Below are 14,028 nucleotides of genomic sequence, written 5' to 3'. Positions count from 1 at the left end.
CCGGCGACTACCTGATCGAATGCGTCCGCCAGGCGCCGTGACCGGGGGGCGCTCCGTCCGGTCCGTCCGGTGCCCCCGCGGCAGCGGCGCCGGCCGAGTCCTCGGCCCGCCGCGCGAGCGTCTGGGCGACGGCCAGATCGCGGTAAAGGGTGCTGGTGGCCAGGAGTTCGTGGTGACGTCCCTGCGCCGTGACGCGGCCGTCGGTCAGGACGACGATCCGGTCGGCGTGCTGGACGGTGGAGAGGCGGTGGGCGATGACCAGGACGGCGCACTGCCGGCCGATGTCCTGGAGGGCGGCGGTGAGCGCGGCCTCGTTGACGGCGTCCAGGTGGGAGGTGGGCTCGTCGAGGAGGAGGAGCGACGGGCGCGTGAGCAAGGCACGGGCCAGGGCGACGCGTTGGCGTTCGCCGCCGGAGAGGGTGGCGCCGTGCTCGCCGACGGGGCCGTGCAGGCCGTCGGGCATGCGGTCGACGACGCCCTGCAGGCGCGTCAGGCGGACCACGCGGCCGACCTCGTCGTCGGGCGCGTCCGGGACGCCGTAGGTGATGTTGTCGTGGAGGGTGCCGCTGACGACGTGGGTGTTCTGGTCGACGACGGCGATGCGCTCCCGGCAGGCCTCGCGGCTGAGTTCGGCGGCCGGCCGGCCGTCGAAGTAGAGGGTGCCGGAGTCCGGTTCGTAGAAGCGCGCGACCAGCGCGAAGATCGTGCTCTTGCCCGCGCCCGAGGCGCCGACGAGCGCCACCTGCCCCCGGCGCGGCACGGCGAAGGAGACGCCGCGCAGCACGGGGGTGCCGGAGGGGTAGGTGAAGTGGACGTCGTCCAGGACCAGGGCCGGTGCGGTGTCCGTGTCGTCCTGGGCGGTCGCCGGCATTGACGGCGGAGTGCCGGCCGGCGTGGGGCAGGCCGGTTCCACGGGCAGTTCCAGGGCTTGCGCGACGCGCGCGTGTGCGCCCATGCCGCGCTGGATGAGGCCGACCGCGCGGAACACGGCGGACAGGGGCAGGACCAGGTAGGAGGCGTACAGCAGGAAGGCGACCAGGTCTCCGAGGGACTGTCCCTGCCCCACCCGCAGTCCGCCGATGACCAGGACGATCAGGAACGAGCCCTGGACGGCCAGTTCGACCGCCGAGCTCATGACGGCGGCGTACTTCGCGGTGCGGATGCCGTACGTGCAGGCCTCGTCGACGCGGTCGCCGATGCGGCCCGCCTCCCGTTCCTCCGCCCGGTGCACCCGCACCATGGGAAGCGCCCCGAGGGCGCGCTCCAGGTCGGCGGCGACCGAGCCGACGGCGTGCTGCATGCGTTCCGACGCCGCCCTGATCCGCTTGAGCAGCGAGCCGACCACGGTCGCGGCGACGGCGACGGTCACGGCGACGAGGAGAAGCAGCAGGGGGTCGATCCACGCCATCAGCGCCAGCGCGCCGACGGCGGCCAGCGCCCCGGTGACGAGGTCCACGAGGGCCTGGGACACCACCTCGCGCAGCAGGACGGTGTCGGAGGTGACCCGGGCGACGAGATCGCCGTTGCGCAGCCTCCCGTACTCGCGCATCTCCAGTCTCAGCAACCGCCCGACCAGGCTGAGCCGCAGTTGCCGTACGACTCCTTCCCCGGTGCGCTCCAGCAGGAACCGGCCGACGGCGCCGGTGACGGCCTCGGCGGCGAACACGGCGCCCAGGAGCAGCAGCGGTGGCCAGAAGGCGCCGTCCCCGGTGTGCGCGTCCACCACCTGTTTGGCGAACAGCGGCTGCGCGAGTCCCAGCGCGGAGGCCGCCAGCGTGAGCAGGGCTGCGGCGGCGATGGCGGGCCGGTGTCCCTCGGTCAGTCCGTACACCGCCGCGATCGCGGCCCGGTCGGCCCCGGGGCGGGCACGGCGCCTTCGCCCGTGCCGTGCGGTCACCGGGTCTCCGCTTCCGGCAGCGGGCCGATGGTGATCAGGCGGGCGAAGTAGTCGTCCGGCACCCCCTCGTCGACCGGCCGGCCCGCCACCTCGATCCAGGCGTGGGCGGTGAACGGCGGCACGACGCGCACTCCCGTGCACCAGGTGGGCCAGGCACCGGAGAGCCGGCACAGCAGGGTGGCGCCGATGGAGCGGGGCAGACAGCCCTTGGGTCCGGCGCAGCGCAGACTCACCGCGCACATGGCGTCCCGCGCGTTCTTGGCCTGACTCGCGTCGGCCGGTGCCGCGCCGCGGCGGAGCAGTCCGAGGACCGCGCGGATCCGTCGGGGCGGCAGGGCGGACAGGAGCAGAGCCGGTACGAGGACGAGGCCGGCGGCGACCCGGCGACCGAGCGGGACGCCGTCCGGCCGCTCGATGGCGCTCGGGGTGGTCATACGATCAGTCCGCCGGAGCGCAACTGCCGGACGAGGGCGGTGATGTCGGCACGGGCCTGTGCGTCGTCGATGTCGAACTCCTCGACGAGCGCGGCCGCGGCGGTGTCCTCGTCGCCGCCGTCCATCAGCGTGCCGACGACGCGTGTCGCGGTCGGGTTCAGCTCCCAGTAGTCACCGGACCGCTGGTTCAGCAGAACGGTGCCGTACTCGGTCTTGGCGGTGGTGACGTCGGGGCCGAAGCGCAGTGCCATGGAAGCTCCTTGGTCGGCGTGGGGGCGACGGTCGGACTGGTTCAGTTCGATCCGCGGCCGGGACCGGTGGTCGAGGTTCGTTCGGGCGTCCTGACGCGCGCGGGCGAGCGAGCGCAGCCACACTTCGGCCGCGATGGTCGAGTACAGGACGGCGTCGCGCAGTTCGGGGGTGGCGGGGCGCTGGGCCAGCCGGCGCAGGTGTGCGCCGTCGACCAGGCCCATCCGCTCCAGATGCGAGTCCTCCCACAGGGCCAGGAGGTCCCCGCGGTGCCGGCGGAGCCCGTCGGCGGCATCCATCGACGCGGCCGCCTTGTTGCTGCGCCGCAGGCAGGTCTCGGGCACGATCCCGTCCATGGCGGCGGTGAGCAGCGGCTTGTAGCGCCAGGGGGTGACCCGTTCGTCGGGGCGCACGGCGAGGCACGCCTCGATGACCCGGTCGTCCAGGAACGGGGACGCCATGGGCAGACCGGTCCGGGCCGCCATGTGGTCCCACTGCCGGATGATGCGGCTGCAGGAGAGGATCTGCTCCAGGTCCCCGTGCATGCCCCGGTCGGGGTGCAGCGGCCGGGCCCGCTCGGCCTCGGTGCGCAGCACCGTCCGGACCAGGCGCTCGGCGTCCGGGGTCACCCACGGGAAGAGGCGCGGGCTCATGCCCCAGCCGAGCCCCGCGAGAACCGTGTCGGGCAGCGGTCCGCGCAGCTCTCCCGCGGCGTCCGCGAGCCAGGCGCCGTACGGCCGGCTGTCGGTCAGCGCGCGGAGCATGCCGCCGAGGGGCCACTGCCACAGCGCCCTGAACCCGCGCAGCTGCCGCAGCGCGAACAGGGGGCGCCGGCGCAACAGGCGGTGGTAGTACGCCTCGGAGCACCAGGCGACATGGTCGCCGCCGATGCCGGTCAGATGCACCCGGCTGCCCCGCCGGGCCATGGCCGGGAGATGGCGCAGGACCCTGGAGCGGTCCATGACGCCGATGGTCGGTTCGTCGAGCAGGTCCTCGATGCCGAGCAGGTCGGTGTAGACGAGGGGCGAGGCCTCGGCGTCCCACACCACGTGCTCGACGTCGGGCAGCGCCCCGGCGGCCTGCCGCGCCCAGTGCAGGTCGGTGTCGGCGGGGTCGCGTCCGGGCCAGGTGGACGCGATGACCTGTGCCGGGGAACGGTCGGCGAGGAAGCAGACGGACGTGGAGTCCAGCCCGCCGGACAGATCGCAGCTCACCACGCCGCCCTGCCGGGTGCGGGCGCCGACCGCCTCGGCCAGTGCCTCGCGGACCTGGAGCGCGCCGGCCGCCAGCGGGCGGTCCGGCTCCGGGGGCGTCCACCAGGTGGAGTGGCGCGCCGTGCGGCCGTCGGCCGTGACGACCAGCGCGTCCTGAGGCGGTACCGCGGTGATGGCGTGCCACATCGGGGCCTGGTAGAGGGGGTACGGCGCCGGCCACATGAGCCGCACCGCCACCTGCTCGGGGTCGAGTTCCGCGTCGAGGGCCCGGGCGAGGACGTCGGCGCGGCTCGCCGCGACCTGGACGCCTTCGACGGCGGCGTGGAAGACCAGCCGGAGCCCGGAGGCCGTGCCGTGGACGCGGATCGCCCCGTCGACCGAGGCGACCAGATGGAAGCTGCCCGGCAGGGAGCGTGCCCAGGCGCCGAGTTCGGCGGCGTCGCGCACGCGGGCCGCTGTGCGCTCGAGGGTCGTGGACGGGACGGGAGCGCAGCCGATGAGGGCCAGGGAGACGGCGCCGGCCCGTGCCGTGACGATCTCGCTCCGGTCCCATCGGCCGACGAGCCAGGGCCGGCCCGAGGCGTGCTCCACCGTGCGCGTTCCGGGGAGGGCGAACGAACGGGCCACGGCGGCCGCGTCCGCGCAGTCGGGGAAGACCGCGAAGGACGCGTCGCCGGGGCCCGCCTCCGCACTCGCGTGCAGATCGATCATGACGTCGTGTCAGTGACCGGCGTCCGTCAGTTCTTGCTCAGGATGAGCCGGTCGTTGCCCGACCGGCCCAGCAGGCCGGTCTGCTTGCGGAAGGAGCCCAGACGCACGAGCGTCGGTGCCTCGTACGCCTTCTTCGTGACCTTCTTCATGGCCTTTCCTTTCATCGGAACGACGACGCCCCCACCTGTTGTCCGACCGCAGCACGAACTCATGCCGTGCCGCCGGCCGATTCCCTCGGCCCGTCGAGGACTTCGGGAACGAAAGGGACGCGGTCACCGACTATGAGCGAAGGTGAAAGGATCCGGCAAGCGATCTCAAAAGGTGTGATGATCTAACAAACGGGCGCGGTGGCGCATCTTGGTGGGGTGGCCCGGGGTGGCGCAGAATGACGCACGTCCGGGCGGGGAGCGCGCCACGCCCAGCCTCCGTACAGCGCGGCAAGGCCGTCGTCGAGCTCGACCGCCACGGCTTCCTCGGCCGGCGCCACGACCGAGTGCGCCCTGGCCAGAAAACGCCGCAGGACGCTCGTCTCGAAGCGGAGCGCGGCGACGCCCTGGGGCGCGATCAAGCTGCACGAGCGTGTGGTTCGGCCACTTCGGCCCGATCCTCACACGGCCGAACCCGGCTCCCGCGAGCAGCCACCGTGAGGAACCGTGCGGGAGGCCGGCGGAGAGGAAGACGCGGTGGTCGGCCGCGAAGGTGAACCCGAACCGCTCCTCGACCGCGTCCAGCTCACGCTCACTCAGCCCTGGCCCGATCTCGGTGCGGAGCATGCTCTGCAGGGCCCTGGCGGCTGCCGGGGTCAGGGACGACGCCGAGGACCTGATCATGCCCGCCGGCGTAGATGAGCGACAGGTCCTGCCCGGTCCCTCGATCACAAAGCGTCGGTACGGGTCAGGTTCGCGGCAGGCGGGTGGCGAGGCAGGCGCCCGTGGCCGCGAGGGTGGCCAGGGCGGTCAGGGCGGGGCCGGCGGATTGGGTGAAGGGGGCTTGGGCGAGCAGCGTGGTCGCCAGGGCGACGCCCAGGACGGGGCCGACGTTCATGGCGGTCTGCTGGAGGCCGCCGGCGACGCCGGCGTCGGCCTTCGGGGCGTGGCGCACCACGACCGTGGTCGCCGTGACCATCACCGCGCCGAATCCCGCGCCGACGAGGGCGGAAGCGCCCGCGATCGCCGTGCGCCCACCGGAGACACCGGCCCCGGCGAGCAGCAGGACGCCGAGGGCGAGCAGCAGTGCCGCGCCGGCCGTCGTCCACCGCGGTCCCCGGCGCCGCGCGAGGTGCGCCGCGAGGGGTGCGGCCAGGACCATCATGACGGCGAGCGGCAGGACGGTCAGGCCGGTGGCCAGCGGGTCGAGGCGCAGCACGTCCTGGAGCAGGTACGTGCAGACGAAGAGTGTGCCGAGCAGCGAGGCGGAGGCCGCGACGAGCGTGCCCAGTGCCGCGCGTACGGCGGCGGACCGCAGGACGTGGGGCGGCACGAGCGGTGCCGGGACCCGCCGTTCGCGGCGGACGAAGACCGCGCCGAGGCCGCAGGCCGCCAGCAGGCCGAGGAGGGACGTCGCGCCGGGGCCGGTCTCGGGCAGGGTGACGAGGGCGTGCACGAGGCATGCCAGGCAGGCGGCGAGCAGCGCCGCGCCGGGCAGGTCCAGTGCGGCGGCCGCTGCAGGACGGTCGGCGTCGGCGCGGGCCTTGGGGTCCGGTGCCGGCCGCGGCTCCTGCTCTCCCGCGAGGCGTTCCGCGTCGCGGACGAGCAGGGCGGGCACGGCGATCGCCACGGCGGGGACGACGGTCAGCAGGAAGACGGAGCGCCAGCCGAGGTGCGTCACGAGGACGCCGCCGATCAGCGGCCCGGCGGCGGCCGCGGCGCCGATCGCGCTGGTGCGCAGGGCCAGCGGCGTGCCGAGCCGGTCGGGTGGGTAGGCCGCGCGCAGCATCCCGAGCGTCGCCGGCTGCAGCAGCGCCCCGAAGACGCCCTGGGCGACGCGGAGTCCGACGACCCAGCCGATGCCGGGGGCGAGCCCGATGCCGGCGGAGGCGGCGGCGAAGCCGAGGGTGCCGAGGGCGAAGAGCCGCCGGTGCCCGTACCGGTCCCCGAGCCGTCCGGCCAGCACGAGGAGGGACGCGACGGCGATCAGGTAGCCGGTGCTGGTCCACTGGACCTGGGCGAACGAGGCGTCCAGATCGCGCTGGAGGGTCGGCTGCGCGACGGTGAGCAGCGTCCCGTCGAGGGCGACGAGCACGGCTCCGCCCACGCTGGCGAACAGGACCGATCGACGTCTCCGGGCCGCAGCGCCTCCTCCGGCGGAGACCTTCGGCGCGGAAGCGACCCGCCGGTCCGACGGCCGCGTGCTGCCTCTCACTGCCCCTCCCCCGCTCCCAGATGCGCGTCCAGCACCGCACGCAGCAGCGGCTCCACGTCCTCCGCGCCCGTCGCCAGCTGGAGGCTGCCCCAGCCCCACAGTTGCGCGATGCCGTGGAGGCCCGCCCAAAGGGCGCCCGCCACGACCGCGGCAGGGATCTCGGAACGCGGCCGGGCCTGGTCCACGAGAGCCGTGAACTGTTCGAAGAGCGGCAGGCTCGTTGTCCGCAGCCCTCCCTGGCGGCCGCTCTCCAGCAGATCGTGGCGGAACATCAGCTCGTACATGCCGCGTTCGGTGCGCGCGAACTCCAGGTAGGCCCGCCCCAGCGCGGCCACCCGCGCCCTGGGCGCCGGGCCCGCGGCCTGCGCGGCGACCGCGAGCCGGGCCCCCAGCAACGCGAAGCCCTCCGCCGCGATGGCGGACAGCAGGGACAGATGGGTCGGGAAGTGACGGCGGGGCGCGCCGTGCGAGACGCCCGCACGGCGCGCGATCTCGCGCAGGGTCAGCGCCTGCACGCCCTCCCGCGCGACGAGTTCGACGCCGGTCGCCACGAGCCGGGCGCGCAGCCCGGCTTCTTGTCGTTCGTTCATAGACACTGTCTACCAGCCACTCGTAGACAGTGTCTACACCGAGGAAATGGCACACTGACCGCCGGTCGAATGAAGGAGCAAGTTCCGTGTCCGTGATCCGCAACCTCCGGCGTCTGATGCGCCGTGCCTACCGCCGGACCGTGGATCTCAGCCATCCCGCCCGTTCCCCGCTGGGGAGTTCGGTGGTCAAATGCGTGATCTACGAGAACGGCGTCCGGCAGCCGGGCGCGTGTCCGGCGGAGGAGGCGGTGGCGCGGGTCCGCAAGGCCGGTACCGGTTTCGTGTGGGTGGGCCTGCACGAGCCGACGGCCGAGGAGGTCACCGCGATGACCGACCTGTTCGCGCTGCACCCGCTCGCTTCGGAGCACGCCCTGCACCCGCACCAGCGGCCGCGCTTCGAGCGGTACGACGACACGCTGCTCGCCGTCCTGAAGACGTGCCGGTACGTCGACCACGCGGAGCTCACCGCGACCAGCGAGATCGTCGACACCGGCGAGCTGCTGGTGTTCGCGGGCCCGGAATTCGTCCTCACGGTCAGCCGCGGCCGGCACGGCTCGCTGGGCCCGCTCCGCGAGGCCCTGGAGTCGGTGCCCGAGCAGCTCGCCAAGGGTCCGGCGGCCGTGCTGCACGCGGTGATGGACCGGGCGGTGGACGACTACCTCCGGGTGACCGACGCCCTGCAGAACGACGTGGACGCCGTCGAGACGGAGGTGTTCAGCGAGGACTCCGCCCGCGCCGACGCCGGGCACATCTACCAGCTGAAGCGCGAGCTGATGGAGTTCAAGCGGGCGGTGGCCCCGCTGGACCGCCCGCTCCAGCAGCTGGTGGGGCTGCCCACGGCTCCGCTCGACCCCGAACTCCTGCCGTACTTCCGGGACGTGGTCGGGCACCTCACGCGCGTGACCGAGCAGATAGCCGCGTACGACGCGCTGCTCGACTCCATCCTCCAGGCCCATCTCGCCCAGGTCACTCTGGCGCAGAACGAGGACATGCGGAAGATCACCGCCTGGGCCGCGATCATCGCGGTGCCGACGATGGTCTGCGGGGTGTACGGCATGAACTTCGAGCACATGCCGGAACTGCGCTGGACCTACGGCTATCCCGGCGCGGTCGCCACGATGGCCCTCGCCTGCTTCCTGATCCACCGCACCTTCCGCCGCAAGGGCTGGCTGTGACCCGCCCGCCCAGTCCGGCGCCCTACTCCCCCTTGCGGGCCAGCAGGTACGCCTGAGGGGTCGTCTCCGCTCCGTGCGCCTCGCGTTCCATGCGGGCCCGGACGGTGAACCCCGCCTCGTGGAGCTGCCGTTCGAGGCGCTCCGGGCGGATCCGGTGGAAGTCGAGGGCGACCTCCTGCCCGAACGCCTCGGTGTAGCGGACCGGTTCGTCGCCGACCTGGAAGGCGAGCAGCAGGAGACCACCGGGCGCCAGGACGCGGTGGAACTCGCCCAGGGTGTCCGGAACCGCCTCCGGGGCGATGTGGATGAGCGAGTACCAGGCGACGAGGCCGCGCAGCGTCTCGTCGCCCGCGTCGAGGGCGGTCATGCTGCCCTCCTCGAACCGCACGTGGGGGTGGTCGCGACGGGCCCTGGCGACCATCGCCGGGGAGAGGTCGACACCGTGCACGTCGAGCCCCTGGGCGTGCAGCCGGGCGGTGACCTCGCCCGGTCCCGACCCGGCCTCCACGACGGGGCCGCCGCCGGCCGCCCGGACCAGGGCGGCGAAGGCGTCCAGCATCGCGAGGCCGAGGGGCTCGGTGTCGTGCACGCCGGCGTACTGCTCGGCGTAGGCGGCGGCGATGGCGTCGTACGAGACGCGGGTGGCGGTCAGGAACCCGGCCTCGGGCGCCGGCCCGGTCGTGCGCTCGGTCATGGTGGACGACCGTACCGGCTCGCGACGACCCGGCGCCCCGCCCGCGCGGTCGCGTCAGCCGGACGTCGCCCTGCGGAGCTCGTACGAGATCGTTCCGGTCTCCACGAATCCGGCGCGGACGAGCACGCGCCGCGAGGGGTCGTTGTCCTCGTCGACGCGTGCCCGCAGGGACGTCACCTCGGGCCGGCGCAGCGCCCAGTCGGCGAGGACGCGCACGGCCTCCGTGGCGTACCCCTGGCCGCGGGCGGAGTCGACGAGGTCGTAGCCGATCTCGACGGCGCCGTCCGCCTCCGGCTCGCCGTGGAACCCGGCGCCGCCCAGGGCGAGCCCGTCGGCGACGCGGACGATCGCGTACGGGCCCCAGCCCGGCCGGAACACGCCCTTGTCGCGGGCCTTCACGACCTGTCCGGCCGCCGCCCGGGTGCCCTCGCCCGGTACTCCGCCGGCCCAGGCGAAGCCTCCCGTGCCGCCGGCGACCAGGTCGTCCGCGACCCGGGGCGAGATCTCGCAGAGCGCGACGCGTTCGCCGCGCAGCGGCTCGGCGTACCAGCGCCAGGCGGACAGCCGGGGCAGTCCGGGCCGTTCGGTCCGGCCGGTGGCCCACAGCAGGTCCTGCCAGGGGTCGTCGCTGCGCGGCGTGTGCGGGAAGAGCCGGTCGAGGACCTTGGCGGCGAGCGGGGCCGAGCCCGGCCAGTCGGGGACGCCGAGCGCGCCGAGGATGTCGTAGGTGTGCAGCAGCGTCTCGAGGACGCCCATCGCGGCGAAGCCGTCGCCGCCGGCACTGCCGAAGGGGTGCCAGGCGGTGAGGTCGGCGGGGGCCGTGCGGACCACGGCGGAGAGCAGACCGCCGGTCGACTCGATGATGCGGACCAGGCCCTCGGGGGTGGTGCCGGGGTCGGCGGTGATCTCGAACGGGACGTAGTCGTCGGTCGCCCGGCCGGTCAACTGCCCCGCGTAGGCGGTGAAGTCACCGCCGATGTGCACCGCCGTGTCGTAGCAGGTCCAGTCGAGGCCCGCGGCCGGGACCGACCAGTCCCGGTCCGTCAGTTCGCGCAGTGTGGCGGCGGTGAGTTCGACCGCCCGGTCGATGTCGTCCGCTCCGATGATCATCATGGAGGCCGACCCTAGGCCGTGGCGGCCGGGGACGCCATCGCTTTCCGTCTTCGACGGCCGCGCCTGCGTGCGGAGGAGCACCGCCGGCCCGCGGGGAGCACCGCCGGCGCGTCGGTGGACGCGCCGGCGGCCGGCCGGTCAGCGCCGCCAGTCGGCGGTGACGTGACCGAGGCGCACGCGCTGCGGATGGTCGCCCACGGGCACCGAGGCGACCTTCCGCCCGGTGGCGAAGTCGATCGCCGTGATCCGGTCGGCGCCGCTCTCGGAGATCACGCAGGACTTGCCGTCGCCGCTGACGGTCGCCCAGTACGGCTTGGAGGCGGGCACGAGCGGGCCCTCCTGCAGGGTCGCGCGGTCGACGACGGTGGCGTAGTCGTCCATGGTCCCGGCGACGCAGAGCTTGTCGCCGCCGGGGCTCATGGACAGTCCGTGGTGGCGCGAGTCGTTGACCCAGGTGGTGCGGTCCTCGCTGGTGGCGGGGTTCTTGGGCAGGGTCTTCACGCGGGTGACCCTGTCCCCGGCGACGTCGTACTCGACCAGGCCGTTGAAGAACGACACCTGGAAGTAGAGGTTCTTCTCGTCGGGGGTGAAGGCCACCGGGCGGACCGCGTCGGAGAGGTCCTTGCGGCCGAAGGCGTCGAGGCGCTCGCGCATGTCGATGGTGCGCACCGTGCGGTACGTGGCGGCGTCGACGACGGTGAGGTGCCGGTCGCCCTTGGTGAAGTCCAGCCAGGGCGCGTCCAGGGCCGTGTTGACCTCGCCGATCGCCATGTTCCACAGCAGCTTGCCGTCCCGGCTGAAGACGTTCTCGTGCGGCTTGTCGCCGCCCTTGAAGGAGCCGAGTTCGCGCCCCGTGCGGATGTCGAGGACGTGCACGGTGTTGGAGGTCGACGCGGAGACGGCGACCCGTTCGCCGTCCGGCGAGACGGCCATGTGGTCCGAGCGGAAGCCGGAGACCGGGAACCGCCAGTTGATCTTCCCGGTGGCGAGGTCGAGGGAGACCACGTCGGCGAAGCTCGGCCGCGACACGACGACGGCGGTGCCGTCGGGGGTGGAGTACATGTCGTCGACGAACTGGTCGTGGCCCTCGCCCGCGCTCTCCCGGATGCCGAGGAAGAAGGCCAGCTTCACCGGGTTGAGGTAGATCTCCCGGAGCCGCTCCTCCTTGTCCGGGATCACGTCGATCCGGCCGATCGGGGCGAAGTCGCCGCGCGACTCGACGACGTCGGCGGTGCCGTCCCAGTTGTTGCCGACGAACATGACCTCGCGCAGCCCGGGCTCGGCCGCCGCCGGAGCGGCCCCCGAACCGGTGGCGGCGAGCACGGCGAGCGCGGCGGCGATGCACCCGGCCGTCCGGCGGGAGCGGCCCCGCGGTGCGGCAGACACGATGGTCCTCCTGGTGTTCTTCTCTGGTGTTACTCCCGGTGTTACTTCCAAGTAATCAACCGGAACCGTAGGGAGGCCGGGGCGAGCTGACAAGAGTCGTGCACGAACCCGGCCGACGGCCGCCCGTCCGCCCCGCCCCTCCGGCGGCCTGTCGCCCCCGTGCGCCCCCGGTGCGCACGGGACCACGGGGGCGGGCGGCGCGCAGGATCGCCGGGGGTGCGCGCGGTGCGACCCTGGACGTGGAGAAGGAGGCGTACGCCATGGCCGGCAAGGCGCGGTTCGACGACATCTACGACCAGCCCGACCCCCGGTCGTACTTCCGGCGGCTGGCCCCGCTGGAGTACGAGATCCCGCAGCACGCGCAGCCCGCCTTCCGGCGCGCCGCGGCCCACCCGGGGACGGGGACGGTGCTGGACCTGGCCTGCTCGTACGGGATCAACGCGGCCCTGCTGAACCACGACGTGACGCTCGCGGAGCTGTACGCGCACTACACCGGCCCCGAGGCCGAAGGGCTGACGACGGCGGAACTCGTGCTGCGGGACAAACAGTTCTACGGCGCCCGGCGGCGCGCCGACGCCGTCCCCGTCATCGGCCTCGACATCGCGGCGCGCGCCCTGCGCTACGCCCAGGACGTCGGGCTGCTCGACGACGCGTACGCCGAGAACCTGGAGCGCGACGCGCCCGGCGCGCGGCTTCGGGAGGCGATGGGCGGAGTAGGCCTGCTGACCCTCACCGGCGGCGGCAGCTACCTGACCCGGCGCACCTTCGACGCGCTGCTGGACTGCGCGCGGCGGCCGGTGCGGGTCAGCGCCTTCGTGCTGCGCACGGTCTCGTACGCCCCTGTCGTGGAGGCCCTGGCGGCGCACGGGCTGCGCACGGTCTCCGACCCGTCCCGGACGTATCCGCAGCGGCTGTTCACGGACGCCCGCGAGGAGGAGTTCGCCGTCGAGGCGGTCCGGGCGCTGGGGGCGAACCCGACGGGCCGCGAGCTGTCGGGGCCGGAGGGACCGGGACGGTTCCACACCGTGCTGTACGAATCCGGCCCGGCGGAGGCGTGGGAACCGGGGCGGTGAGGGAAGACCTCCTACGGGGCGGGACCGGGGCAGGACCCGGCCGGTGCCGAAGGAGGCCGACGAGATGCGGACGTGGGGAGCCGACGTGGTCGTCGGCCTGCTGGTGCTCGGTCCCGGGGCGCTGCTGATGGCGGCCGGGCTGGTCTGGAAGGGCCGCGCCGTGCGCCCGCTGTGGCGGGCCCGCGCCCGGAGCGTGGACGCCCGGCAGTACCAGCGGCATCTGCTGCGCTCCGCGGACCTCGTGATCGCGTCCGCGCGCGCCGCGGCCGGGCCGGGCGAGCCGGCGATCGTGACCGTGGACGACGTCCTGCGCGTGCTCGACGAGCGGTTCGGGTACGTGGACGTCCCCCACTGGCAGGCCGGCGCGGCACTCCGGCACCGCTTCGAGCGCGCCGGCTGCGCCCGCGACTGCGTGACGGACGCCTACCACCGCGCCTGGCAACGCTGACCCGGGGGCGCACGGCGACACTCCCCGGCGCGGCGGCGCAAAAGCACCGGTGGTACGGTCCTCGTCCATTCCCAGGGGGACCATGACAGAGGACGAAGCGATCGACCGGCTGCGGCAGTTGGCCGTCGAGCGGATCGCGTACGGGGTGGTCGGCGCCGACCGCCTCATCGGCGCAGCGCTCGACGCGCTGCTCGCCGGGGTGGACTCGCCGTCGCTCGCCCAGCTCGCCGGGCTGACCCGGCGCGAGGAACCGGAGGCGTCCGGCCTCTTCGAGGCCGTCCTGGACGAACTCGCCTTGCGGGAGGGGCTGCCGGCCACGGAGGTCGGCGCTCGCCGATTGCGGATCCGGCAGCTCCTCACCCAGATCGTGCGGGGCACGGTCGATCCGCTCCTCGGGGCGGACCGGGTGTGGGACCTCTCGCACTCCGTGCGCTGGTACGACACCGCGGTCGCCCCTGCCGTGCAGGGCCTGCTCACGGCGTACGACTGCGACGAGAACGATCCGGTCCGCCTGGAGGAGGCCCGCGAGGAGATCCGCGCAGCCGCCCGTGCGCTTCTCGTCCTCCCGGAGCCGCCGGAGGCGTGAGTGGTGTCGGCGGGGGCGAAATCTGGTTGTGCGCCGCGCTGGTCGTCCCTCAGGATCCGGGCATGAACTCGACCTCGTACGCCTCGCTGCCCCTGCA

Annotated in this window: 13 protein-coding genes; 4 read left to right on the top strand and 9 right to left on the bottom strand. The window is 73.9% G+C overall.

The features are described 5' to 3' along the window. Nucleotides 1-7 precede the first annotated feature (7 nt). From ACNJ93_RS32025 to ACNJ93_RS32000, 6 genes are all read right to left on the bottom strand, one after another. Nucleotides 8-1,897, bottom strand: coding sequence for an ABC transporter ATP-binding protein (locus tag ACNJ93_RS32025; protein WP_418960967.1), 1,890 nt, complete (start codon nucleotides 1,895-1,897; stop codon nucleotides 8-10). Continuing rightward, nucleotides 1,894-2,331: a lasso peptide biosynthesis B2 protein gene (locus ACNJ93_RS32020; RefSeq protein WP_418960966.1), complete on the bottom strand. Its 438-nt coding sequence runs from the start codon at nucleotides 2,329-2,331 to the stop codon at nucleotides 1,894-1,896. Before ACNJ93_RS32020 ends, ACNJ93_RS32025 begins: the two co-directional genes overlap by 4 nt. Further along, nucleotides 2,328-4,505: a lasso peptide biosynthesis PqqD family chaperone gene (locus tag ACNJ93_RS32015; RefSeq protein WP_418960965.1), complete on the bottom strand. Its 2,178-nt coding sequence runs from the start codon at nucleotides 4,503-4,505 to the stop codon at nucleotides 2,328-2,330. The genes ACNJ93_RS32020 and ACNJ93_RS32015 overlap by 4 nt, the downstream gene beginning before the upstream one ends. A 26-nt stretch (nucleotides 4,506-4,531) precedes the next feature. After that, nucleotides 4,532-4,654, bottom strand: coding sequence for a keywimysin-related RiPP (locus ACNJ93_RS32010; protein ID WP_418960964.1), 123 nt, complete (start codon nucleotides 4,652-4,654; stop codon nucleotides 4,532-4,534). A gap of 745 nt (nucleotides 4,655-5,399) precedes the next feature. After that, the gene (locus ACNJ93_RS32005) at nucleotides 5,400-6,758 is read right to left on the bottom strand and encodes an MFS transporter (RefSeq protein ID WP_418960963.1); all 1,359 of its coding nucleotides are present in this window, start codon (nucleotides 6,756-6,758) and stop codon (nucleotides 5,400-5,402) included. A gap of 104 nt (nucleotides 6,759-6,862) precedes the next feature. Beyond that, nucleotides 6,863-7,456: a TetR/AcrR family transcriptional regulator gene (locus tag ACNJ93_RS32000; protein ID WP_418960962.1), complete on the bottom strand. Its 594-nt coding sequence runs from the start codon at nucleotides 7,454-7,456 to the stop codon at nucleotides 6,863-6,865. Nucleotides 7,457-7,572: 116 nt separating this feature from the next. Here ACNJ93_RS32000 and ACNJ93_RS31995 point away from each other — a divergent pair, with 116 nt between their 5' ends. After that, on the top strand, nucleotides 7,573-8,631 hold the full coding sequence (locus ACNJ93_RS31995; protein ID WP_418961596.1) for a magnesium and cobalt transport protein CorA: 1,059 nt from the start codon (nucleotides 7,573-7,575) through the stop codon (nucleotides 8,629-8,631). A 22-nt stretch (nucleotides 8,632-8,653) separates the two neighbouring features. Here the strand turns inward: ACNJ93_RS31995 and ACNJ93_RS31990 are convergent, their stop codons facing one another. The 3 genes from ACNJ93_RS31990 to ACNJ93_RS31980 form a co-directional block, all read right to left on the bottom strand. Next, complete coding sequence (locus ACNJ93_RS31990) at nucleotides 8,654-9,325, bottom strand: class I SAM-dependent methyltransferase (protein ID WP_418960961.1); 672 nt, start codon at nucleotides 9,323-9,325, stop codon at nucleotides 8,654-8,656. Between the two features lie 54 nt (nucleotides 9,326-9,379). Then, a complete protein-coding gene (locus ACNJ93_RS31985) occupies nucleotides 9,380-10,438 on the bottom strand; it encodes a GNAT family N-acetyltransferase (protein ID WP_418960960.1) in 1,059 nt (352 codons plus the stop codon). A gap of 138 nt (nucleotides 10,439-10,576) precedes the next feature. Then, nucleotides 10,577-11,824 carry a YncE family protein gene (locus ACNJ93_RS31980; protein ID WP_418960959.1) on the bottom strand — a complete coding sequence of 416 codons (1,248 nt, stop codon included), beginning with the start codon at nucleotides 11,822-11,824 and terminating at the stop codon, nucleotides 10,577-10,579. Between the two features lie 239 nt (nucleotides 11,825-12,063). Here ACNJ93_RS31980 and ACNJ93_RS31975 point away from each other — a divergent pair, with 239 nt between their 5' ends. The 3 genes from ACNJ93_RS31975 (at nucleotide 12,064) to ACNJ93_RS31965 (ending at nucleotide 13,931) form a co-directional block, all read left to right on the top strand. Beyond that, nucleotides 12,064-12,897 (top strand): hypothetical protein, encoded by an 834-nt coding sequence (locus ACNJ93_RS31975; protein WP_418960958.1) that lies wholly within the window; start codon nucleotides 12,064-12,066, stop codon nucleotides 12,895-12,897. Between the two features lie 64 nt (nucleotides 12,898-12,961). Further along, nucleotides 12,962-13,345: a hypothetical protein gene (locus ACNJ93_RS31970; protein WP_418960957.1), complete on the top strand. Its 384-nt coding sequence runs from the start codon at nucleotides 12,962-12,964 to the stop codon at nucleotides 13,343-13,345. 82 nt (nucleotides 13,346-13,427) lie between these two features. Next, the gene (locus ACNJ93_RS31965) at nucleotides 13,428-13,931 is read left to right on the top strand and encodes a hypothetical protein (protein ID WP_418960956.1); all 504 of its coding nucleotides are present in this window, start codon (nucleotides 13,428-13,430) and stop codon (nucleotides 13,929-13,931) included. Nucleotides 13,932-14,028 lie beyond the last annotated feature (97 nt).

This window comes from Streptomyces tritici (assembly GCF_048500665.1).
Lineage (GTDB): Bacteria > Actinomycetota > Actinomycetes > Streptomycetales > Streptomycetaceae > Streptomyces > Streptomyces tritici.
The sequence above is the reverse complement of the archived record's forward strand: the minus strand, read 5'-3'. Positions and strand labels throughout refer to the sequence as shown.

Excerpts from the sequence above, each read along its gene's own strand:
- ACNJ93_RS32020 (WP_418960966.1), bottom strand. The coding sequence starts at position 2,331 with ATGACCACCCCGAGCGCCATCGAGCGGCCGGACGGCGTCCCGCTCGGT.
- ACNJ93_RS32015 (WP_418960965.1), bottom strand. The coding sequence starts at position 4,505 with ATGATCGATCTGCACGCGAGTGCGGAGGCGGGCCCCGGCGACGCGTCC.
- ACNJ93_RS32010 (WP_418960964.1), bottom strand. The coding sequence starts at position 4,654 with ATGAAGAAGGTCACGAAGAAGGCGTACGAGGCACCGACGCTCGTGCGT.
- ACNJ93_RS32000 (WP_418960962.1), bottom strand. The coding sequence starts at position 7,456 with ATGAACGAACGACAAGAAGCCGGGCTGCGCGCCCGGCTCGTGGCGACC.
- ACNJ93_RS31995 (WP_418961596.1), top strand. The coding sequence starts at position 7,573 with ATGCGCCGTGCCTACCGCCGGACCGTGGATCTCAGCCATCCCGCCCGT.
- ACNJ93_RS31990 (WP_418960961.1), bottom strand. The coding sequence starts at position 9,325 with ATGACCGAGCGCACGACCGGGCCGGCGCCCGAGGCCGGGTTCCTGACC.
- ACNJ93_RS31985 (WP_418960960.1), bottom strand. The coding sequence starts at position 10,438 with ATGATGATCATCGGAGCGGACGACATCGACCGGGCGGTCGAACTCACC.
- ACNJ93_RS31970 (WP_418960957.1), top strand. The coding sequence starts at position 12,962 with ATGCGGACGTGGGGAGCCGACGTGGTCGTCGGCCTGCTGGTGCTCGGT.
- ACNJ93_RS31965 (WP_418960956.1), top strand. The coding sequence starts at position 13,428 with ATGACAGAGGACGAAGCGATCGACCGGCTGCGGCAGTTGGCCGTCGAG.